This is a genomic window from Halopseudomonas sp. L-58 (assembly GCF_056859475.1).
Map to the genome: position 1 here is coordinate 1 of NZ_JBSXON010000018.1, position 21,132 is coordinate 21,132.

Consider the following 21,132-nt stretch of genomic DNA (forward strand, 5'->3'; position numbering starts at 1 on the left):
CGCTGGTCGAGGTCGGGTGTGTTGGATCGGGTGTTCGCCCAGTTGCAGCAATCCCAAATTGTCCGGATCAAGATCGAGGCGGTGTCCCTGGATAGCACCAGCATCAAGGTGCATCCCGATGGCACTGGCGCTCGAAAAAAAACGGCCCTCAAGCTATTGGAAAATCCCGAGGCGGTTGGAACACCAAGATTCATCTGGTTGCCGCGAATGATCGAACAGCCATAGCGTTCTCCCTGTCACCCGGGCAGGCACACGACGCACCGGCAGGTCGCGACCTGCTTCGCAAGCTGGGCGAGCAAGGAAGACCGCTGCATCTGCTGATGGATCGCGCTTACGAGGGCAACGAAACCCGTCAGCTTGCGCTGGACCTGGGCTTTATCCCAGTGGTTCCTCCGCTGAGGACTCGCATCAATCCCTGGGAATATGACCGAGAAATCTATAAGCGCCGAAATGAGGTAGAGCGTCTGTTTCGGCGCTTGAAAGGATTTCGCAGAATTTTCTCCCGCTTTGAAAAGCTCGATGTCATGTTCATCGGCTTCGTTAATTTTGCCCTGATCGTTGACGGACTGAGGTTGTGTTAACAGGCCCTAATCTTTGTCGAGCCGGCAGGGTGTGCTGGATGCGCCTTGGTTGTTCGCGCGGGGGAAACCAGTAAAATGCGCCGTTCGCATTTTTCCTGTCTGTTCTTGGAGTTGCTGCATGTCCAACCTGTTAACCCCGCCGGCGCGTCTGGCGCCGCTGTGTCTGGCCTGCCTGCTGGGCTCTCCTGCAATTGCTCAGGCGCAAGCTGTTACCGAACTGGACGCCGTGACGGTAACCGGCGAGACGTTTGATGAGATTGCCAGAGCGCGTGAAGCGCTGAGCGAGGTGCCCGGCGGCACTAATGTGGTCGATATGCAGCAGGTTGAACAGGGACGGGTGGCTGGCGTGGCCGATGTGCTGGCCTATCAGCCGGGCGTATATGCCCAGTCGCCAGGTAACGAAGGTGTGAAGATCAGTATTCGCGGCTCGGGCATCAACCGTGGGCCGGGTGCGCATGCCTCCGGTAACCATATTCTGCTCGATGGCCTGCCGCTGACCGGCTCGGGCGGTACGCCCTATGAACTGCTCGAACCGCTGTGGCTCAGTCGCGCCGAGGTGCTGCGCGGTGCCAACGGTTTTGAGCGCGGTGCGCTGGCACTGGGCGGGGCGGTTGATTACATCACCCGCAGCGGGTTTGATGCGCCGCGTCTGCAGTTGCGCATGGAGGCTGGCAGCGACGGTTACCTCAAGCGCCACATCGCATCCGGTCAGGTGATCGGTGATCTGGATTACTACATTGGCGTGACTGATCTGCACTATGACGGTCAGCAGGATCATGCTGCCGGCAGTGGCAAGGGTGTGGTTGCCAACGTTGGCCTGCAACTGACACCGGATCTGGAAACCCGTTTCTACCTGCGTTATCGCGAGACCGAACACCAGACGCCGGGCCGCCTGACCCAGTCGCAAATCGACGACGACCCGACCCAGGCCAACCCGGCCAACATTGCCCGCGACGCCAAACGCGAGCAGCCAGGCAGTACCTGGCTGGCAAACAAGACCACCCTGCGTCTGGATGACGTCAGTACGCTGGAGATGGGGCTGGTCTATCACCATTACCCGATGGACCTGATGGAAAGCCCGTACCGCATCCGGGTGGATTACAGCGACGTCAGCGCGACGCTGAACTACAAGCGTGAGCACGAACTGTTTGGCTTGAACTCGAACACTACGGTTGGCTGGCGCACCACGACCAATCTGCCCAGCAGCGATGCTAAGGAAACGGCGTACCAGCCGCTTGATGCCAGCGGCACGATCTATCCGGTCGGTACGCTGATGCGCGAGTACACCCATCAGGGCTCGGACAACGTATTGCACGTCAGCAACGAATTGGAGCTGGCACCACGCCTGTGGTTGAGCAGCGGACTGGCGCTGATCTACACCCAGCGTGAGGTCGAGGTGACCTGGCCGGACACCGATGAGAAGCTCAACGAAGGCACCTGGGACTACGCGCCGCGTCTGGGGCTGCGTTATCAGCTGGAGTCCGGTAGCGAGGTCTACGGCAACTTGTCCCGTTCGGTTGAGCCGCCGCACCCGTGGTCGATGATCTGGGGCTCACCGACGCGCTTCCCGGTCAGCAACCAGCCCTGGAGCAACCGTCAGAGCGAACCGGTCAGTCTGGATAACCAGACCGCGACGACCTTTGAAGTGGGTGCGCGTGGAGATTCGCTCGTCGGTTTGTGGGATCTGGCCTGGTACTACTCGCGGGTCAATCACGAGCTGCTGACCATCGAGATCGAGCCCAACATCTTTGCCGAGTCAAATGCCAGCGCGACCGTGCACCAAGGTATCGAGGCGGGATTGACCAGCACTCTGTGGCAGGGCGATGAGCTGGGCGCGCTGGCGCTGCGTCAGGCGTATACCTTCAGTGATTTCCACTACCGTAACGACGACACCTTTGGCAGTAATGCGCTGCCGGGACTGCCGCGTCATGTCTACCAGGGAGAACTGCGCTATCAGCATCCGGTCGGTGTTTACGTAGGGCTAAATGCCCAGTTTGCATCCAAGGTGCCGGTGGATTACGCCAACTCCTGGAATGCCGATAGCTACACGATTTTTGGCGCTACCTTGGGATACGATGCGCCCAAGGGCGACTGGCAGACCTGGCTGGAGCTGCGCAATCTGACTGATGAGCACTACACCGCAACCGTGACGCCCGGGTATAACGACAACGGCATGGAAGCGGCGCGTTTGACGCCCGGTGAGGGCTTTGGCGTTTATACAGGATTATCCTGGAGTTGGCTGTAACTCCCGGGTGAGCTGTTGACCGCTCATCAAGTCAGCTGGAACCTGACGCAGGGTTTGCTTGACTGAATTAACAGGTACACGTCGATTCTGTCAGGAGGTACGCCATGTCATTTGATCAACAGCACCCGGGAGAGAATAACCTGCCGCATTCAGCGCTGCCTGAGCTTGAGCCGCCGCATAGCCGTTGGGAAGGCCCGCTTGAGGGGGAGGAACTCAATGAGCTGGATGCGGGCGATTTCTGTTATCGGCTGCGTGAAGAAGACTAAGCGGGAGCTACCGAGGCTAGCTCAGACGGTCAGTGCAGCGGCACTTTCCAGCCTGTCCAGAGGCACGGGTTTGCTCAGCTAGTAGCCCTGTACCATGTCACAGCCCAGCGCGCGCAGAGTTTCTAGCTGCGCCGCTGTCTCTACGCCCTCGGCGATGACCTACAGGTCCAGCTTGTGGGCAATCAGGGTGATGGCTTCGACAATAGCAAGATCGTTGAGGTCATCCGGCAGCCCCGATACGAAGGTGCGGTCTATCTTCAAGACATGCAGTGGCAGACGTTTGAGGTAGGCCAGCGAGCAGTAGCCTGTACCAAAGTCGTCAATGGCTACAGTAACGCCAAGATCCCTGAGCGCCCCGAGTGTGGAGCGGGAAGACTCAAGGTCATTGATCAGCATCTGTTCAGTGATTTCCAGCTCGAGTTGCTCTGCCGGCAGCCCGGTATCGCGCAGCACCGCCGCTACCTGCTCGGCAAGGCGCTGAGAGGAAAACTGGCGCGCTGACAGGTTGACCGACACCCGTGGCGCCTGTCCGAGCTCTGCTGCAAGGCGGAGCATGTCCTGGCAGGCCTGGCGCAGAACCCACAGACCAACGTCGTCGATCAGCCCGGTTTCTTCCAGCAAGGGAATGAAATCATTCGGTGCAACCAGTCCGTGTCTGGGGTGATGCCAGCGAATCAGGGCTTCAACACCGGTTACCTTTCCGCATTCGAGATCAGCCTGGGGTTGGTAGTGCAGTACAAACTCGTTACGTTCCAGTGCCCGGTGGAGCTCTGACTCCAGTGCCAGCAGCCGTTGCTGGCGCTCGTTCATGGCTGGTGCATAAAAGCGGAAAGAGCGTCCACCGAGCGCCTTGCTTTGATACATCGCGGAGTCGGCATTGCGCAGCAGGGTTTCGACGTCATCGCCATCGTCCGGATAGACCGCAATACCGGCGCTGAAGCTGACGAAGATATCCTGACGGGCAATATGTACCGGCTGTTTAAAAGCCCTTTTTACCTTGTCGAGTATGCTGGTGATGGTGTCTGCGTCGTTCAGGTCGTTAGCTACGATGACAAACTCATCACCACCATAGCGGGCAAGAATATCGTTTGACCGAATGTGCCGGCCAAGCCGAACACCTACCTGCTGCAGGAGTTGATCACCGATGCTGTGGCCAAGACTATCGTTGACCCGCTTGAAGTTGTCCATGTCCAGAAAGATGACAGCTGTGAGGTGATTGAGCCGTGCTGAGCGCTGGATTTCCGTTTGCAACTGTTCGGCCAGCAGAACCCGGTTGGCCAGCCCGGTCAGCAAGTCATGTGTCGCCTGATGCTGAAGTTGAGCCTCGAATTGCTTACGCTCGCTGATATTGCGGGCGATGGTCGAGTAGTAGGCAATACGCCCGTTCTGCTCACGATGCGACATGACAACCTGGTGCAGGTAAATCTGTTGCCCGGCACTATCCTGAAGCACTGACTAGCGTTCCCAGACTCCGTGCTTTTCGGCCTGGGCGAGGGCTCCACGAATCAGTACTTTTGCTGCGTTAAGGGCATTGTGAGTTTTTGCTTCACCGGTCGCGACGTCAGGCAGGCTCAGCGATCTGGCCAGCAGCGCGTGGCCAGCCTTGTTGAGATAGAGCACCTCGCCACTGGCATCGGCTACGGCAACTATGTCAGTGGTCGCTTCAAGAATGGCGTTAAGGCGGGAGCGGTCCTCTTCGGCGAGCACGCGCTCGGTAATGTCGCGGCCAGTTCGAGGCTGGCAAGCTTGACCTCGGCGCGCGTTACTCGGGCCAGCATCAGAAGGTCATCGATCAGGCGGCTCATGTTCTGCGCAGCCTTGCGGATCCGATTGAAGTAGTCGGTTTCCTGGGCGTCGAGTTTGCCTTCAAGGCTACTTTGGAGGATCTTGCTAGAACCGTCTATCGCCCTGAGTGGCGCGCGTAAGTCGTGGGATACCGAGTAGCTGAAAGCTTCCAGTTCACTGTTAACGGCCTGCAGTTCGTTGTTCTGTTGGGCCAGGCTTTCGTTAAGCTGGCGGATCTTGCGTTCGGTGGTGCGGCGTTCGGTAGCGTCCCGAATGGCGCAGAAAACCAGCTTGCTATCGGCTGTTTGAATAGAGCTCAGGCTGATTTCAACGGGCAAATGGCTTCCATCCTTACGTCGTGCATGCAAACTGAGCCCCAGGCCCATCGGACGGGATTTGGGCTCCATCATGTAGCCACTGCGGTGCTGTACGTGGCGCTCGGCAAGGTTTGTCGGAATAAGCACTTCCACTTTCTGGCCAACCAGTTCCTGCTCCGCATAGTCGAACATGACAGTAGTCTGCTCGTTTGCCAGGGTGATATTGCCGTCGGTATCGGTGATGATGATGGCATCCGGTGCCGCTTCAATCATCGCGCGAAACATCTCTTCATTACTTGCCATACTTTGTTCAGTGGCTCGGCGCTGGGCGATGGCACGGGCCAGCAGCAGCGAGAGCATGGCGAACAAGAGGATGACGAGGGCTGCAGCCTGCCAGAAAATCCGGCCGGCGTTCTGGCTGGTGCCCAATAGCTGTTTATTAGCGAGCTCGGAGACGATGTACAGCTTGCCTAGCGACTGACTCAGGGGGATATCGTTGCGGGGGTCGAAGTCGACGCTGACGAAGCGGTACATGGCATCGTCGGACACGGCACTGCCATCGTTGTCTTCCCGTATCTTCTGGCTCCACAGGGACACGTGCTGCTGTGACAGGTTGGCGCTACTACGTTCCGGCAGCATGAACCCCCATGTTATTGCGGGATCGCTTGCCTTTAGCCAGTAACCGTTGGCGTTCACCAGCCACAGGGCACTCTTGTTCGGCTTGTCCAGCGAGGCTAACGCGTCGAGCAGATACTGCCCGCGGTAGTTGATGACCAACAGGAACCCGGGGTGTCCATTGGCATCGGCAACGGGGGTGACGACGCGAATGGTCGGGTGGAATGGGCGCTCGATCTCGCCATGTTCAACATTCAGCTCAAGCGGCGAAAAGTAAACGCTGCCCACTGGCTGCTGCAGACCGAGCTGAACATAGTAGCGTTGACTTTTGTCCTGCAGGCGTGTCGACGGCAGAGCCAAAGGCTGCCCGTCGGTCAGCTCCACGCGTATGTGTTCGTGTCCGTTCAGGTCCAGCAGGCGGATCTGGTAGTACTGTGGGTGGTATCGCTGGAAGGTCTCAAAAGTTGACGTTGCCTGTTCGTCCGATTGCATCAAGGCGAGCTGGCCGGCGAGGAAAAGGGCGTCGGCCTGAATGCGGGACAACCGCCTACTCAGCAGACTCTGTGCGGACTCTACCTGTGCCCGCTGCTCTATCGCCGCGGTGGCCCGCGCCATCTGGCGCTGGTTGTGCATCAAGGCACTGGTCACGATGACGGTCAGTAGGGTCAGTGGCAACCAGATAAGGAAAAAGTACCGAAGTACGTTTTTACCCTGGTCCATGCGGATCGGCATCGTATCTTCATCCCTGATGCTCGTGAGTAAAGCTTTTTACGATCACCGGGTCAGTATAGGTTATGCCCGTAATCCTGCATCTCACTCGCGCGTCAGTTGCGCCCTGAACAACATTTCCAGTCGCACACTGATGGCCCAGCGCGGCTTGAAGTCGGCTTCGCGGGGAAAGTGCAGCGCTGGAATAACATCCCAAAAGATGTACTGGCGATGGATATCGCGCCGATAGTCGGCCTGCAGGTAATAGTCGTTGACCCTTGGGTTTGAGGAGCTGCCGCCGACTATGACCGCCGAGTAGCGAATGGCACTGCGTTTGCCCAATACCTTGTTGAGTTGCGCACTCTGCGAGAATTCAAGTTGGTCGTAATCCTCCTGCCATTGCAGCTGGCTGACAAAGCGCAGGTGGCGTGTGCTGTCCAGTGGTCGGCCAACGTCCCAGCGCGAGCGAGCAGAGTAGCCGTCATGCTCGAACCAGGAGGCGCGATTGTAGCTGGATAGTTGCCACGGGCTGTCGCCCAGTTGCCAGAGCCGCTCAGCGCTGTAGCGCAGGTACGGATTGACCGGCCAGTGCAGTTTTACCCCCGCGCCAACACGGGTTTGCCAGCCTTCGCGTTTGTCGCGGCTGCCCAGTCTGCTCAGGCCAGCGACGGTATCGCCAAGGCCATCGGTGTCATTACGCAGCCGTTCGGCGCCTTGTTCTTCAAGGGTGCCTCGGCTCTCCTCGGGATCACTCTCGATAATCAGCCGCAGCCGCTCTTCTGTGGTTGGTACATCGAGTTTGAAGCGGATGCCGGGGTCGATATCAAACTCTTCGGATTCGGACCAGTCGAAGTCAGTACTCAGGCGCAGGTAGGACTCGTTGTCGACGCTGTCGCTGTCGATGGTGCCAAAAAAACCGTCGATGTTGCGGGCGGTGTTGTCGACCCAGCGCGTCACGCTGTCGTGGATCGGGGTAATGGTATCGATCGCCCAAGGGGAGAGATCGGAATCATTCGTTTCGTCTGCGCCGGTCACGCCGGCGGTTAACAGCAACATCAATGCAAAGATCTGTCTGCCCATGCTGTTTCTCCTTTCCCCTGGCTGCAGTATAGCCACTAAGGCAGATGGCACCGGGGCGCCAAGGGTGTAGACTTCGCTCCTGTAGGGCGCTGTATTCAACGGCGATCCGTTGGGGAGGCGTCATGCTGGAGACAGTGCAGGCTTTGATGGTAGTGCTGGTATCGCTTTGGGCGATCCCCGCGCTGTGGTTCCATCGCCCGCGACGTCTGTGGTTACGATATGTGCCACTCGGTTGCTGGGTGCTGGTCATGACGCTGGTACTCAGTCTGACCTCACGCGGCGAGGCCATTGACGCGCTGCTGTGCTTCCTGGCTGCTTTTGGCCCCTTGCTGCTGTGGTGGCGAGGCGTGCTGCCCAAAGGCAACTGTGACTGGGCCGACGATATGGCCTATACAACCACTGGGACTGTCGACGGGGACGTTCTGCGATTGCAGCGGGTGCGTTGCTTCGAGTGGCGCAGTGCCGACGATTACGATATCCGCTGGCAGAGTCGTGAATACGCGCTTTCGACGCTGCAATCGGTAGACATGTTTCTGTCATTCTGGGGCCATCGCTCAATCGCGCATATGCTGGTTTCCTTCGGGTTTGCCGATGGCCGATATTCGACCTGGTCGGTCGAAATTCGCCGCGCCCGCGGTGGTGATTACTCGGCGATTGCAGGCTTCTTCAAACACTTCGAACTCAACATCGTCGCCAGTGAAGAGCAGGATATCGTCAAGGTACGCACCAACCACCGGGATGAGGATATGTACCTGTATCGCACCCGATTGACACCTGCCGCCGGCCGCGCGTTGCTGCTGGGCTACGTCGAGGTTGCCAATCGGCTGGCGGTGTCGCCGCGCTTCTATCACACGCTGCACGCCAACTGCACCAACGTTGTCTTCCGGCTGATGCAACGCATTCGTCCTGATCTGCGTTCGGATATCCGCTTGCTGCTCAGCGGTTTTCTGGACAACTACGTATACCACCAGGGTGGCCTGCAGCCAGGTTATTCGCTGGCCGAGTTAAAGCGGCTCGGGCGAATAACAGAACGGGCAAGGGCGGTGACTGGAGACGAGGATTTCTCAGCCTGCATCCGCAAGGGCGTGCCGGGCTGTGAGGATGAGTACAAGGCAGGACGCCATGATCAAGCTGCTGGCGTGACGGCGCCGTTTTGATGGAAGGAATTAGCATGAAAGTAGGTCTGTTGCAGTGTGATGATGTGAACGAGCTCCTGCTGCCCGCGCACGGAAACTACCCGGAGATGTTCGAACTGGCACTGCGCAAGCGTCTGCCGCAGATGGACTACCGTATCTACCCGGCCCACAAGGGTGAGTTGCCCGGCGATCCGCATGAGTGCGATCTGTATGTGATCAGCGGCAGCAAGCATGGCGTCTACGAGCAGCTGGACTGGATTCGCTCACTTGAAGGTTTTATCGCCACTCTGTGGAGCGAGCGCAAACCGCTGATCGGGGTCTGCTTCGGGCATCAGGTTATGGCCACGGCAATGGGGGGCGAGGTTCGCAAGTCTGAGCGTGGCTGGGGCGTTGGCGTGTCCTTTAACCAGATCCATGAGCCCAAGCCATGGATGCAGCCGATACAGGACAAGATCGATCTGATCGTCAGTCATCAGGACCAGGTCGTTGAGTTGCCGCCCCATGCGCAAGTTATCGCCGGCAGTGATTTCTGCCCGAATTACCTGTTGCAGTACGGCGATCACTTTCTCAGTGTTCAAGGCCATCCGGAGTTCGAAAAAGCCTATTCCGAGGCCTTGATGGATATGCGCACGGCGTCAATACCGCCCGCTCGGGTACGCGCCGGCAAGGCGTCTCTGCACGCTGCTGTGGACAGCGACCTGATGTTCGACTGGATTATCAACTTCGTTCAGCAAGCCCGCGGTTGATAGGGTTTTGCCTGTCGCGCAGCATCGGCGTATGCTGCGCGGGTTGACATCTGCGCGGGAGCGCCGGTGTTTCAGCTCATACACCAACGGTGGCGTCATGATTTATATCTCCAACCAGGTTCAGCTCGGCGACTGGGAAGTCGAGATGACCGCTGTGCGCGCACAGGGCGCGGGCGGTCAGAACGTCAACAAGGTGTCCAGCGCGATCCATCTGCGCTTCGACATCAATAACTCGAGCCTGCCGCTGTTCTACAAGGAGCGCTTGCTGGCGCTGCGTGACTCGCGCATTACCGGTGATGGCGTGATCATCATCAAGGCTCAGCAATTCCGTACCCAGGAAATGAACCGCGAAGACGCCATCAACCGGCTGCGCGAGCTGATTCTGGCTGCCGGCGTAGTGCAGAAGAAGCGCCGCCCGACCCGTCCGACCCGCAGTTCGCAGGTCAAACGGGTGGAAGGCAAGGTCAAGCGCGGTCAGACCAAGCAGCTGCGCGGCAGGGTCGACATCTGATTTTCAGCTGAGCGTCGGCACCAGAACCCGGTTTGCAGCGCCTGGCAAGGTGCGCAGGCTTTTGGCCCGGCTAGTGTCCAGGTTCCAGGTTGACGACTTCACTGTATCCACGAAGCGCCAGTCTGCGACTGCATCATTGGTGGTGAAGGTGACGACCAGATATCCGCGCTGATTGGCATTCAGGTATTCCAGACCGTCGACCAGCGTCGTGATCGCCTGTTCGGCGCCCGGCACTTCGGCATCGCTCAGACCCAGATACTCCTCGAGCCCGGGCGAGCTGACTGAGGCGGTGGCAAATTCCACACCGACGGCATCGCCGCTGAGGGTGGCCAGATTGTTGGCCCAGGCATTGTGGGTGTCGCCCGCCAACACAATCAGGTTCTGGTTCAGACCGCGTGCGGTGCCCAGCAATACTTCCCGCTCATAGGCATAGCCATCCCAGGCATCGAGGTTGTACGGGATAACGGTCTCGATACGCGCTATTTCTTCAGAGGTCAGAGTCGGATCGCCGGCCTGCCGACGCAGTTTGATGGTTACCAACTCGGTGAGCATCGTGGTCAGGTCACCTGAACCCGGGCTCTGCAGCGCGGTCAGCATCTCCGCCGGCAGCAGCATGCGGCCCATGAGGATCTGTTGGCCCAGCACCTGCCAGATGGCAGTCGAGGTCGCGAGCTGGGTCTGCAGCCAGTTCAGCTGTGTCTGGCCGAGCAGGGTGCGGTTGCTGTCGCTGACATCGGCTGCAAAAGCCGTTGCGTCAAACCCGCTGGCGCCGATGTAGTTGGCGTAGTCCAGTTGCTCATCGCGGCCGATTATCCGGGTGTCCAGCATATGCAGACTGACCAGGTCGCCGAAGTCGAAGCGGCGATAGATGGTTTCCTCGTCGTTAGCCGAAGCAGGGCGCACCGGCATCCATTCAAAATAAGCCTGTAGGGCCGCCAGCTTGCGGGCGGTAAAGTCGCCTTCTCCCTCGTTGTGGTTTTCTGCGCCGTCACGCCAGGTATCATTGGCCACTTCATGGTCATCCCACACGGCGATAAAGGGCGCAGCGGCGTGCAGCGACTGCAAGTCGGTGTCGGTGCGATACAGCGCATAACGGCGACGATAGTCGGTCAGCGTGAGGATTTCGCCAGCGTTGTTGTCGGGCAGCAAGCGGCCAAGGGCTGCGGCGTCTTCGGTGGCGTAGCCGCCGTTGCCGTACTCGTAAATGTAATCGCCGAGGTGAATGACTGCGTCCAGCTCTGACTCTGCTGCTGCCGCGGCGTAGACATGGAAATAACCGGCCGGGTAGTTGGAGCAGGACATTACCGCGAAGCGCACCTGATCGATGCTGCCTGCCGGCAGGGTTTTCATTCGGCCGACCGGCGAGATTACATCAGCAGCCTTGAACCGGTAGTAGTAGGTGGTACCCGGCAACAGGTTCTGCGCATCGACCTTCAGGGTGTAATCCCGCGCAGCGCCGGTGGTTGCTGTGCCGCTGTGAACCAGGTCGGTGAATGCCGCGTCAGTCGCTATTTCCCAGCCGACACTGATGTCGGCGCTGCGGCCATCGAGCGGAGTCACACGGGTCCAGATGATGACGCGGTCAGCGAGCGGGTCCCCGCTGGCTACGCCGTGATTGAAGCTCAGCTCGCGAGCAGCGTCGTCTGAAGAACTGCTGGAAAGGCAGCCTTGAAGGCCGCTGGATACCACGATGGTGCCGACAGCGAGCGCTGATGCACGAAGAAAATCACGCCGGTTGAGTCCGCTCATTTCCTGCTCCTGATGATGTTTGGGCTGGGGCAGAAGGGTGGCAGTGTGGTGTGACAGGCTGACGACGGGTTGGTTAAGGCTTGTCGACAAACCACAGGTCGATTGCCTGCCGGGTGAGCAGATCGCGGTTCCGAGCAGCTGGAATCCAGTTTTGCCAGCAGCGGGTGGCGTTGGTAAGAAACTCGAATAGTGGCAGATGCTGGCGCAGGACCCGGCGTTTTCGATGGCTGATGACCGGGTTGAAGTAGCCGAAGTAGTCGAACATCTGCCGGGGATTCTTGCGCACCCACAGCCAGGAGCCCATTTCCAGGGTAAAGGGCAGGAACAGGTTTTGTGGGTGGTGTTCCAGACCGTGGTCGTAGAGGTAGTCCCAGAGGTCGCCGTGGGTCGTGTAGTTGATCGACTGCGGCTCGATGATATACGGGTGGTGGTGCGGGTAGGTCTGCTCGAACAGCTGCTTGAGGCTCAGCACCTCGGCGATGTGCTTAATCGGCTTGTGGCTGCGTGCGTAACTGCACCAGAGCCGGTCGCGGCGACCGAAGCCGCTGTGGCAGTCGACACTCATTGCGAAGGGGGCTGACAGCAACCGTTGCTGCACGACGCTGACCACCGCCGCCGACTCGGCTTCCATCGGGGCGCCCAGTTTGCCGCGATACCACGGCAGACGTCTGCTGATGCGATGCCCGCTTACCAGCCAGGGTACCGGCCCCATCGCATCCACTGGCGCGTTACGCATCAAATCCACCCCATTGAGGTTGCTGCGCCGGTGATGCCAGATCCCGCCGGGGTTGATCATCGGCATGAACAGCAGCCGCACGCGCTCAAGCTGCTCGCGCAGCTGATCGTCCCAGTCCAGCCGGTTGACCAGACTGTGCAGCCAGGAAATGAGCACCTGCGTGCCGATCCGTTCAACCCCGTGTACGCCGCCAAAAAAGCCGATAACCGGCGCCTGCGGTGAGCGGCTGCCGAGTTCAATCACCCGGATTGGGATATCCAGACCGTTGACAGGCACCTTGAGTGGGGTGGTAACGCGCAGATGACGTGCCGCCTGATGCAACAAGGCTTCGAGCTGGGTGTGCTCTGGGAGGTGACGTTGAATCAGGTGTTGCGCGTCGCTCATGATGCACTCGGGCGTGGGATAGCCCGATGGTGGCAGGGGAGTGTGACGATTGGGTGACGGATTGGTGTTCGTGTGAGTCGGGCGCGGCATGCCGCGCCCCTACGCAAACCTATGTCGTAGCGCGGACTAGAAGTCCCCGTTTGCGTGGGCGAGTAGCGCAGGGCCGGCGGGACAGAGGACGGCAGCCTGTTTGAGGCTCGAAGAGCCGAGTTCTGCCGGCCCCCGCTGGCCCGAGCAACGCAGCGAACCCGAAGGGCCGCGCAGCCGGGGTGCCCCAGGGGTCGTTAGGGGAAATGGGCAAGCATTTCCCCTGACTCGCCGTGAAGGCGAAAAACGAATCACCTGCCAGCTTGGCAATCAGCCTTAACGACGAACTGCAATGGGTTGAGACTATCCAGCGGCGCCGGTGCCATACGGCAAAGCAGCCTGCAAACCTCAATCCACCAACGCGCCATTGATGATCGCCCGCAACTCCTGCCGCACCGGATAACTCGACGACGGAATCAGCTGGGTCATAAACACCATCAACAGATCCTCAACCGGATCAACGAAGAAGTTGGTGCTGGCCATGCCGCCCCAGCCGTATTCGCCAACCGAGCCGTTGGTCTGCGACTTGGCGACGTCGATCTTGACCGAGAAGCCGAGGCCGAATCCGCTGCCCTCGTAGGGTGTTTCGCTGAAGGAACCGACGGATACCCCGGGCAGGTCCTGGTTGCCGGGCAGGTGGTTCATGCGCATGAACTCGAGCGTCTTGCGGCCGATGATACGGGCACCGTTCAGTTCGCCGCCGTTGGCCAGTGCCTGGGCAAAGCGGTAGTAGTCGTCGATGGTCGAGACCAGGCCGCCGCCGCCGGAGAGAAAGCCGTGGGCTTTGGTGAAACTGGAGTCCTGCGGATCGTCCTGCAGGCTGAAGCTGCCGCCGGGCTGGAACTGATAGCAGGCGGCGAAGCGTGGGATGCGGTCGGCCGGGACGGTGAAGAAGGTGTCGGTCATCTCCAGCGGGTCGAAGATATGGCGCTTGAAGTAGTCGTCCAGACTCAAGCCCGACAGTACTTGCACCAGATAACCGCAGACGTCTGTCGCCACCGAGTAGTTCCAGGCGGTGCCGGGCGAGAACTCAAGCGGCAGTCGTGACAGTTCGTCGATCAGACGGTCGAGGGTCAGGCCGGGGCCGCCATCGAGTTTGAGCGCCCGGTAGGCGGCGTCGACGTTGGTGCGATTCATGAAGCCATAGGTCAGACCGGACTGGTGGGTCAGCAGGTCACGGATGGTCATGGGGCGCTCGCAGGGCGTGGTCAGAATGTGCGGATGGCTGCCGGTCTTGTAGACGCGCAGGTTGCTCCAGCTGGGGATGTACTTGTGGACCGGGTCATCCAGCAGAAAGCGACCTTGTTCGTACAGCTGCATCAGGGCAACAGAGGTGACCGGCTTGGTCATCGAGTAGATGCGGAACAGCGTATCGCGCTCGACCGGCAGGCCGCGCTCTACGTCTCTCAGCCCTTGTGCTTCGCAATAGACAACCTGGCCACGGCGCGCCACCAGAGTCAGAGCGCCGGGCAGCTTGCCTGCGTCAATATAGGCCGATTGCAGGTGAGTGCCGATGCGCGAGAGCCGTTCCAGGTCAACGCCGGCGATGCAGTTGCTGTTTGCCATGGATCTATCCGTCTTGTTCGTGAGCCGTCGATAGTAGCCTGTCCGGCGGCGAAGCAGAAAGCGCTGCGGCGGCCAAATGGTCTGCCATCCAGCGTCGTGATGGTGGTTACAAAATAAAGTTCGGGGCGCTATCTCCGGGCTCTTGTGCGGCGACGCGGCGCGGAGTAAAAAACGCGCTCCGGAGCAGCATGAGGATTGCGATGAAATGAGCGACCATTCGCCCTGTCTGAACTGCGGTGCCTGTTGCGCCACATTCAGGGTGTCTTTTTACTGGGGAGAAACTGACAGTGCCCCAGGGGGTGACGTACCCACCCAGCTTACTGAACAGATAACACCGCACCGTGCCTGCATGCAGGGCACCAATCAGCCCCAGCCGCGTTGTGTGGGTCTGATGGGAACGGTCGGTGAGGGCGTTCGCTGCAGTATCTACGAGAAACGCCCGAGTCCTTGCCGTGACTTCCCCTTTCACGGTGAAAACGGGCTGGACAGCCCGGACTGTCAGCGCGCCAGAGCCGCTCACGGCTTGCCCCCGCTGCCGTCCAATCCGACCCGCCCGCGCCTGATCCCGATCGTAGCTGCCTGATTGAGGTGTCCCGCCGCCGAGGTGTTGAGCTCTCGGCAGCGGGGGGCCTCAGCTCGCGCTCTGACTCTGGCTCTGATTGAGTTCCTGCTGGGCAAAGTAGGTCTGGCTGATTGCCGCGTGCAGGTCGTCGAAATCGATCTGGATTTCATCGACAAAGGCGTGCAACTGATCCGGTTCTGCAGCCAGCAGCGTTACGTCCGGCTTGCTCAGGTCCTGCCGGCAGGTTTCGACTTCCTTCAGTGCCAGTTCATGACGTGGCAAACCTTGCAGTGCTTCTGCCAGACGGTCCATGCAGCAGGCGACGCTGCGCGGGAATAGCCGGTCCTGCAGTAGAAAACTGAGCACGTCCGGCCCGCGGATACGCAGGCGTACATGCTGGCGGTACATCTGGTAGCCAGTCAGTGACTTGAGCACACTCATCCACTGCAAGGTCTCGAAGGGCTTGAGGTCTTCTGCGCTGCGCGGCAGCAGATTGGCCGAGCGCACATCAATGATGCGGGTGGTCATATCTGCCCGTTCGAGCTGTCGTCCGACGATCAGAAAGGAGCGCACCGGCGTATAGCTGAGCGTACCTTCAATGAGACCGTTGACGGTCTGACAGCTGCGGATTACCCGGCCCAAAAATGCATCGCGCCGGCGCGGAGTGATACCTGAGCCAACCTGCTCCTTAACGCTCAGGTACAGCTGGTTGACCTCTTCCCAAATCTCCCGCGGGATGACGTCGCGGGTGGTGCGCAGGTTCTCCCGCGCGGCGGCCAGCGAGCTGAGGATCGAGCCGGGGTAGCGACGGTCGCCACACATGAACGACAGCACGCTGGCTTCGTCACGGGTGGGGTAGAACTCGTCGAACAATTCGTCATTGCCGGTAATGGCGATGATTTCGGACCAGCCGAGCTTGGTTGCGCGCGGCAGGTCCAGCAACAGGTGGCTGTTCACACTCAGCAGGCGAGCGGTATCTTCGGCGCGCTCGAGGTAGCGGGCCATCCAGTAAACGTTTTCGGCAACTCGTGAAAGCATTGGTCAGTTCCCCGCCAGGTCTACGATCCAGGTGTCCTTGCTGCCGCCGCCCTGAGAGGAGTTGACGACCAGCGATCCCTTGGTAAGTGCGACCCGGGTCAGGCCGCCGGTGGTAACCCAGGTAGACTCCCCGGACAGGATGAACGGCCGCAGGTCGACGTGACGTGGCTCCATCTGGTTGTTGCCGCACAGGGTCGGCGAGGTCGAAAGACTGAGGGTTGGCTGCGCCATGTAGTTGCGCGGGTCTGCCTTGATCAGCTCGGCAAATTTGTCGCGTTCCTTCTTGCTGGCGTGCGGGCCGATCAGCATGCCGTAGCCGCCGGACTCGTTGGCGGGCTTGACCACCAGCTTGTCGAGGTTATCCAGCACGTATTTGCGGTCGTCCTCGAACATGCACAGGTAGCTGGGTACATTCGGCAGCAGCGGCTGCTCGCCGAGGTAGTACTCGATGATCTTGGGCACGAAGGCGTAGATCACCTTGTCATCGGCCACGCCGGCGCCCGGCGCATTGGCCAGTGCCACGTTGCCCTTGCGCCAGGCGCGCATCAGGCCGTGCACGCCGAGCATGGACTCGGGGTTGAACACCTCGGGGTCGATGAACATGTCGTCGACCCGGCGGTAGATCACGTCGACCCGGGCCAGCCCGTCGATGCGGCGCATGTAGACGCAGTCGTCGTCGCCAACCACCAGATCCGTGCCCTCAACCAGCTGCACGCCCATCTGCTGGGCAAGGTAGGAGTGCTCGTAGTAGGCGGAGTTGTATATGCCGGGGGTCAGAATGACGATGCACGGGTCGTCGCCGGGACGGGGCGAGAGTGACGCGAGCATGTCGTACAGCTGCGCGGTGTAGTCGTCGACCGGCTGAATCTGGCCGGTGGCGAACAGGTCGGGCATCACGCGCTTGGTGACGTTGCGATTCTCCAGCATGTAGGACACACCAGACGGCACCCGCAAGTTGTCTTCCAGCACGTAGAGGGTGCCGTCCTTGTCGCGCACCAGGTCCGAGCCGCAGATATGTGCCCAGACGTTATGCGGCGTGGAGATGCCGACGCACTGCGGACGGAAGTTGACCGACTGGGCCAGCACTTCGCGCGGCACCACGCCGTCCTTGACGATCTTCTGGTCGTGGTAAAGGTCGTCGATAAACATGTTGAGCGCCTGTACCCGCTGCTTGAGTCCGGCGTCGGTCTTTTGCCATTCGGCCAGCGGGATGATGCGCGGCACGATGTCGAAGGGCCAGGCCCGGTCGATCATGTTGCCTTCGGTGTAGACAGTGAAGGTGATGCCCATCAGCTGGATGGCAACTTCGGCCGCCGTCTTGTGTTCGCTCAGCTCGCGGGCATCGAGGTTGGCGAGGTATTGGCACAGCAGTTCCGCCTCCGGTCGCGGCTGCCCTGGTGCCTTTATCAGTTCATCGTAGAAGCCTTTGGATGTGTAATCGTCCCAGTTTACTTTGCTCATTCAGCTACTCTGTCCGCCAGGGGAAGGGATACTCTGCAACTTGCAATTGCCATACCAGATGCACCGGATCAGGGCATGAGGCGCTGGGTGCACTCGAATAATTGTCACCCAACCGTGTTAACAAAATAGGACGATCGCCGATTGGCACAGCCATTGCTTCGTTGATCGGCTGGATGGATTGACCGCATACATTGATGGGATAACGGAACATGACTATTCGCGTTGCACTCCGGCATGAAACCCACTACGAGTTCGACAAGCCGATTTCGGTTGCGCCCCATCTCATCCGCTTGCGTCCCGCACCGCACTGCCGCACGCCAGTTGATGCCTACAGCCTCAAGGTTAGCGGAGGTGAGTACTTCATCAACTGGCAGCAGGACCCGTTCGGCAACCATGTGGCGCGCCTTGTGTTTCCTGAAAAGATGACCAGCCTCTCTATTGAGGTGGAGCTGATCGCACCGATGACGGTGATCAATCCCTTTGATTTTTTTGTCGAGGAATACGCCGAGCAGTTCCCTTTCGACTACAGGGACGAGCTGAAAAAAGAGCTGGCGCCCTATCTGGAAACGCCAAAAGCGGGCCCGAAACTGGCTGGCTGGATCGGCAAGGTTGACCGTGAAGAACGCTCGATTACGGATTTCCTGGTCTCGCTGAATCAGCGTCTGGCCAATGAAATTCAGTACATGATCCGGATGGAACCCGGCGTACAGACCCCGGAACAGACACTCACGCTGGGCAGCGGTTCGTGCCGTGACTCGGCCTGGCTGCTGGTGCATATCTGCCGTCATCTGGGGCTGGCAGCGCGCTTTGTTTCAGGCTATCTGATTCAACTGACGGCCGACGTCAAGGCGCTTGACGGTCCGTCCGGTACCGAAACCGATTTCACAGACCTGCACGCCTGGACCGAGGTGTTTGTGCCTGGAGCAGGCTGGATCGGGCTGGATCCAACCTCGGGCCTGTTGGCTGGCGAAGGGCATCTACCGCTGGCCGCCACGGCAGAGCCTGCCAGCGCCGCGCCCATTAGCGGTGCAACCGAGCCCTGCGAGGTGACGTTTTCCTTCGATATGAGCGTCACCAGGGTGCACGAAGATCCCCGTGTAACCAAACCGTACACTGAAGATCAGTGGGCAGAGATTCTCGCGCTGGGTGAACAGGTAGATGCGCAGTTGCAGGCGCTGGACGTACGTTTGACTATGGGCGGCGAGCCAACCTTTGTCTCCATTGATGATATGGATGCACCAGAATGGACCATTGCTGCCCAGGGGCCAACCAAAAGAGGGCTTTCCGAGACCTTGCTACGGCGTCTGCGCCCGCATTTTGCGCCTCAGTCGCTGATTCATTATCAACAGGGAAAATGGTATCCGGGTGAGCCACTGCCGCGATGGGCGCTGGCGTGTTACTGGCGCCGCGACGGTAAGCCCATGTGGCAGGACGACCGCTGGCTGGCCGACATGGATCGGGACTACGGCGTGGACGATGCCAAGGCGCTGCAGTTTGCGCAGGCGCTGACACGGCGCCTTGGCGTCTCGGACTCGCATCTGATCCCCTGTTTCGAGGATGCCTACTATTACCTCTGGCTGGAGCGCACGCAACCGATTGACGTCGATTTGCGCGGCGAAGACCTCAAGGACGATGACAACCGTCTGCGCCTTGCGCGGTTGCTGGAGCGCGGCCTGGATGCGACGGTCGGCTACACGCTGCCATTGGCGGCGACGCAGGGCGGCTGGCTCAGCGGCAGTTGGCCGTTGCGTCGCGAGCAGCTCTATCTGGTGCCCGGCGATTCACCGATGGGCCTGCGGTTGCCGCTGTCGGCGCTGCCGATCGCCCGCCGCGAGGAGCCGCAGCCGACGTCACTGTTCGAGGAGCAGGCGGCGCTGGCAGATCTGCATGGCGAAGTGGCCAGCCGCTACAGTGCAATGTACGCCGACGGGGAGGGTTCGCTTCACCACGTTGCAGCCGGACAGGACTGGCAGGAACAGCGGCCGGAGCTGATCGACTGCGGCGTTATCGGCACCGCGCTGTGCATTGAGCCGCGTGACGGCAAGCTGTTTGTCTTCATGCCGCCACTGGCTCGGCTGGAGTCCTACCTGGAGCTGCTGGCTTCTGTTGAACACACCGCCGCCGAGCTGAATCTGCCGGTCTGCATCGAAGGCTACGCCCCCCCATCGGATAACCGCATCGAGAAATTCATGATCACTCCGGACCCAGGGGTGATTGAGGTGAACATCATGCCCGCGGCCAGCTGGCATGAGCTGGTGCGCAATACCGAGACTCTCTACGAGGAAGCACGACTGACGCGGCTCGGTACCGAGAAGTTCATGCTCGATGGCCGCCACACCGGCACCGGGGGCGGTAACCACGTTACCCTCGGTGGTCGCACGCCTGCCGAGTCACCTTTCCTGCGCCGGCCGGACCTGCTGGCGAGCATGCTGACCTTCTGGCAGCACCATCCGAGCCTGTCTTACCTGTTTTCCGGCATGTTTATCGGCCCGACCAGTCAGGCACCACGGATTGACGAAGCCCGGCATGAGGCGCTGTATGAACTGGAGATTGCGCTGGCGCAGATGCCGTCCGGCGAGGTACCGCAGCCCTGGCTGGTTGACCGCCTGGTGCGCAACCTGCTGACCGATATTACCGGCAACACCCACCGCGCCGAATTCTGTGTCGACAAGCTGTATTCGCCCGACAGCGCGACCGGCCGGCTCGGGCTGCTGGAGTTGCGCGGGTTTGAAATGCCGCCGCATGCGCGCATGAGTCTGATGCAGCAGTTGCTGATTCGAGCGCTGGTCGCCCGCTTTTATGCCGAGCCTTACCGCCAGCCGCTGGCGCGTTGGGGCACAGCGCTGCATGACAAATGGATGATGCCGCATTATCTGTGGCGTGATCTGTGCGATGTACTGCGCGACCTGCGTGCCCACGGGTTCGATTTCCGTGACGAGTGGTTCGCGCCGTTTCTGGAGTTCCGCTTCCCGCATGCGGGTGAGGTCCAATACGGAGATACCCGCATCGAGCTGCGCCAGGCGATTGAACCCTGGCACGTGCTGGGGGAGGAGGTTGCCGGTGGTGGCACCGCCCGTTATGTGGATTCCTCGGTCGAACGGCTGGAGGTCAAGGTGCATGACTTCAATCCGGCTCGCTATCAGCTGACCTGCAACGGCTTCAAGGTGCCACTGCAGGCAACCGGCGTGCCGGGCGAACTGGTAGCCGCGGTGCGTTACCGCGCCTGGCAGCCACCGTCCGCGCTGCATCCGATGATCAGTGTCCAGGCGCCGCTGGTGTTTGACTTGATCGACAACTGGAACGGCCGCTCGGTTGGAGGCTGCACCTACCATGTGGTGCATCCGGCTGGCCGCAATTACGAGCATTTCCCGGTTAACGCCAATGAGGCTGAGGCGCGGCGCATGGCGCGGTTCTGGAGCTATGGTCATAGTCAGGGCAAGGCAGGGGAGGTGCGGCAGGCGCCGGGTCAGGAGTATCCGCACACCCTGGATTTGCGCCGCGCTGTCGTTGGCAGCTCTGGTTTATAATCGTCAGTCACCCAGCACACTCGGCTGACCTC

The 21,132-nt window shown here is 60.1% G+C and carries 15 protein-coding genes and 2 pseudogenes; 8 read left to right on the forward strand and 9 right to left on the reverse strand.

Features of this window, described 5'->3' with window-relative positions; all coding sequences use genetic code 11:
* The 3 genes and pseudogenes from AC13EY_RS00740 to AC13EY_RS00750 all read left to right on the forward strand — a co-directional run.
* Positions 1–581, forward strand: a pseudogene (locus AC13EY_RS00740) (IS5 family transposase); the annotation flags it as partial.
* Between the two features lie 118 nt (positions 582–699).
* Positions 700–2,826: a TonB-dependent receptor family protein gene (locus tag AC13EY_RS00745; protein WP_228245025.1), complete on the forward strand. Its 2,127-nt coding sequence runs from the start codon at positions 700–702 to the stop codon at positions 2,824–2,826.
* Positions 2,827–2,930: 104 nt separating this feature from the next.
* Positions 2,931–3,092, forward strand: coding sequence for a hypothetical protein (locus tag AC13EY_RS00750; protein ID WP_228245024.1), 162 nt, complete (start codon positions 2,931–2,933; stop codon positions 3,090–3,092).
* Between the two features lie 78 nt (positions 3,093–3,170).
* Here AC13EY_RS00750 and AC13EY_RS00755 read toward each other — a convergent pair.
* The 4 genes and pseudogenes from AC13EY_RS00755 to AC13EY_RS00770 all read right to left on the reverse strand — a co-directional run bounded on the left by AC13EY_RS00755 (position 3,171) and on the right by AC13EY_RS00770 (position 7,597).
* Positions 3,171–4,496: pseudogene (locus tag AC13EY_RS00755) on the reverse strand (putative bifunctional diguanylate cyclase/phosphodiesterase).
* Between the two features lie 51 nt (positions 4,497–4,547).
* Positions 4,548–4,799: a PAS domain-containing protein gene (locus tag AC13EY_RS00760; RefSeq protein ID WP_482890388.1), complete on the reverse strand. Its 252-nt coding sequence runs from the start codon at positions 4,797–4,799 to the stop codon at positions 4,548–4,550.
* On the reverse strand, positions 4,739–6,541 hold the full coding sequence (locus AC13EY_RS00765; RefSeq protein ID WP_228245023.1) for a PAS domain S-box protein: 1,803 nt from the start codon (positions 6,539–6,541) through the stop codon (positions 4,739–4,741). Before AC13EY_RS00765 ends, AC13EY_RS00760 begins: the two co-directional genes overlap by 61 nt.
* A gap of 81 nt (positions 6,542–6,622) precedes the next feature.
* Positions 6,623–7,597, reverse strand: a complete 975-nt coding sequence (locus AC13EY_RS00770) for a hypothetical protein (protein WP_482876181.1) — start codon at positions 7,595–7,597, stop codon at positions 6,623–6,625.
* 122 nt (positions 7,598–7,719) lie between these two features.
* On the opposite strand from AC13EY_RS00770, the gene AC13EY_RS00775 reads away from it, so the two are divergent.
* The 3 genes from AC13EY_RS00775 (at position 7,720) to arfB (ending at position 9,990) form a co-directional block, all read left to right on the forward strand.
* A complete protein-coding gene (locus AC13EY_RS00775; RefSeq protein WP_228245021.1) occupies positions 7,720–8,754 on the forward strand; it encodes an Lnb N-terminal periplasmic domain-containing protein in 1,035 nt (344 codons plus the stop codon).
* A gap of 14 nt (positions 8,755–8,768) precedes the next feature.
* On the forward strand, positions 8,769–9,479 hold the full coding sequence (locus AC13EY_RS00780) for a type 1 glutamine amidotransferase (RefSeq protein WP_228245020.1): 711 nt from the start codon (positions 8,769–8,771) through the stop codon (positions 9,477–9,479).
* A 97-nt stretch (positions 9,480–9,576) separates the two neighbouring features.
* Positions 9,577–9,990 (forward strand): alternative ribosome rescue aminoacyl-tRNA hydrolase ArfB, encoded by a 414-nt coding sequence (gene arfB / locus AC13EY_RS00785; RefSeq protein WP_228245019.1) that lies wholly within the window; start codon positions 9,577–9,579, stop codon positions 9,988–9,990.
* A gap of 3 nt (positions 9,991–9,993) precedes the next feature.
* On the opposite strand, the gene AC13EY_RS00790 is transcribed toward arfB, so the two are convergent.
* The 3 genes from AC13EY_RS00790 to AC13EY_RS00800 form a co-directional block, all read right to left on the reverse strand.
* The gene (locus AC13EY_RS00790) at positions 9,994–11,739 is read right to left on the reverse strand and encodes an alkaline phosphatase D family protein (RefSeq protein WP_228245018.1); all 1,746 of its coding nucleotides are present in this window, start codon (positions 11,737–11,739) and stop codon (positions 9,994–9,996) included.
* A 73-nt stretch (positions 11,740–11,812) separates the two neighbouring features.
* The gene (locus tag AC13EY_RS00795) at positions 11,813–12,859 is read right to left on the reverse strand and encodes a DUF2817 domain-containing protein (RefSeq protein ID WP_228245017.1); all 1,047 of its coding nucleotides are present in this window, start codon (positions 12,857–12,859) and stop codon (positions 11,813–11,815) included.
* Positions 12,860–13,294: 435 nt separating this feature from the next.
* Positions 13,295–14,512 carry a serine hydrolase domain-containing protein gene (locus AC13EY_RS00800; RefSeq protein WP_228245016.1) on the reverse strand — a complete coding sequence of 406 codons (1,218 nt, stop codon included), beginning with the start codon at positions 14,510–14,512 and terminating at the stop codon, positions 13,295–13,297.
* 205 nt (positions 14,513–14,717) lie between these two features.
* On the opposite strand from AC13EY_RS00800, the gene AC13EY_RS00805 reads away from it, so the two are divergent.
* Complete coding sequence (locus tag AC13EY_RS00805; protein ID WP_228245015.1) at positions 14,718–15,095, forward strand: YkgJ family cysteine cluster protein; 378 nt, start codon at positions 14,718–14,720, stop codon at positions 15,093–15,095.
* Between the two features lie 48 nt (positions 15,096–15,143).
* Here AC13EY_RS00805 and AC13EY_RS00810 read toward each other — a convergent pair whose 3' ends face one another.
* Positions 15,144–16,112, reverse strand: a complete 969-nt coding sequence (locus AC13EY_RS00810) for an alpha-E domain-containing protein (RefSeq protein ID WP_228245014.1) — start codon at positions 16,110–16,112, stop codon at positions 15,144–15,146.
* A 3-nt stretch (positions 16,113–16,115) separates the two neighbouring features.
* Entirely contained in the window at positions 16,116–17,573 is a 1,458-nt protein-coding gene (locus AC13EY_RS00815; RefSeq protein ID WP_228245013.1) for a circularly permuted type 2 ATP-grasp protein, read from the reverse strand.
* 209 nt (positions 17,574–17,782) lie between these two features.
* Here AC13EY_RS00815 and AC13EY_RS00820 point away from each other — a divergent pair, with 209 nt between their 5' ends.
* Positions 17,783–21,100 (forward strand): transglutaminase family protein, encoded by a 3,318-nt coding sequence (locus AC13EY_RS00820; RefSeq protein WP_228245012.1) that lies wholly within the window; start codon positions 17,783–17,785, stop codon positions 21,098–21,100.
* Positions 21,101–21,132: the final 32 nt, after the last annotated feature.

Coding starts and splice junctions, on each gene's coding strand:
- AC13EY_RS00795 (WP_228245017.1), bottom strand. CDS start 12,859: ATGAGCGACGCGCAACACCTGATTCAACGTCACCTCCCAGAGCACACC.
- AC13EY_RS00790 (WP_228245018.1), bottom strand. CDS start 11,739: ATGAGCGGACTCAACCGGCGTGATTTTCTTCGTGCATCAGCGCTCGCT.
- AC13EY_RS00800 (WP_228245016.1), bottom strand. CDS start 14,512: ATGGCAAACAGCAACTGCATCGCCGGCGTTGACCTGGAACGGCTCTCG.
- AC13EY_RS00815 (WP_228245013.1), bottom strand. CDS start 17,573: ATGAGCAAAGTAAACTGGGACGATTACACATCCAAAGGCTTCTACGAT.
- AC13EY_RS00805 (WP_228245015.1), top strand. CDS start 14,718: ATGAGCGACCATTCGCCCTGTCTGAACTGCGGTGCCTGTTGCGCCACA.
- AC13EY_RS00770 (WP_482876181.1), bottom strand. CDS start 7,597: ATGGGCAGACAGATCTTTGCATTGATGTTGCTGTTAACCGCCGGCGTG.
- AC13EY_RS00775 (WP_228245021.1), top strand. CDS start 7,720: ATGCTGGAGACAGTGCAGGCTTTGATGGTAGTGCTGGTATCGCTTTGG.
- AC13EY_RS00750 (WP_228245024.1), top strand. CDS start 2,931: ATGTCATTTGATCAACAGCACCCGGGAGAGAATAACCTGCCGCATTCA.
- AC13EY_RS00765 (WP_228245023.1), bottom strand. CDS start 6,541: ATGCCGATCCGCATGGACCAGGGTAAAAACGTACTTCGGTACTTTTTC.
- AC13EY_RS00810 (WP_228245014.1), bottom strand. CDS start 16,112: ATGCTTTCACGAGTTGCCGAAAACGTTTACTGGATGGCCCGCTACCTC.
- AC13EY_RS00820 (WP_228245012.1), top strand. CDS start 17,783: ATGACTATTCGCGTTGCACTCCGGCATGAAACCCACTACGAGTTCGAC.
- arfB (WP_228245019.1), top strand. CDS start 9,577: ATGATTTATATCTCCAACCAGGTTCAGCTCGGCGACTGGGAAGTCGAG.
- AC13EY_RS00745 (WP_228245025.1), top strand. CDS start 700: ATGTCCAACCTGTTAACCCCGCCGGCGCGTCTGGCGCCGCTGTGTCTG.
- AC13EY_RS00780 (WP_228245020.1), top strand. CDS start 8,769: ATGAAAGTAGGTCTGTTGCAGTGTGATGATGTGAACGAGCTCCTGCTG.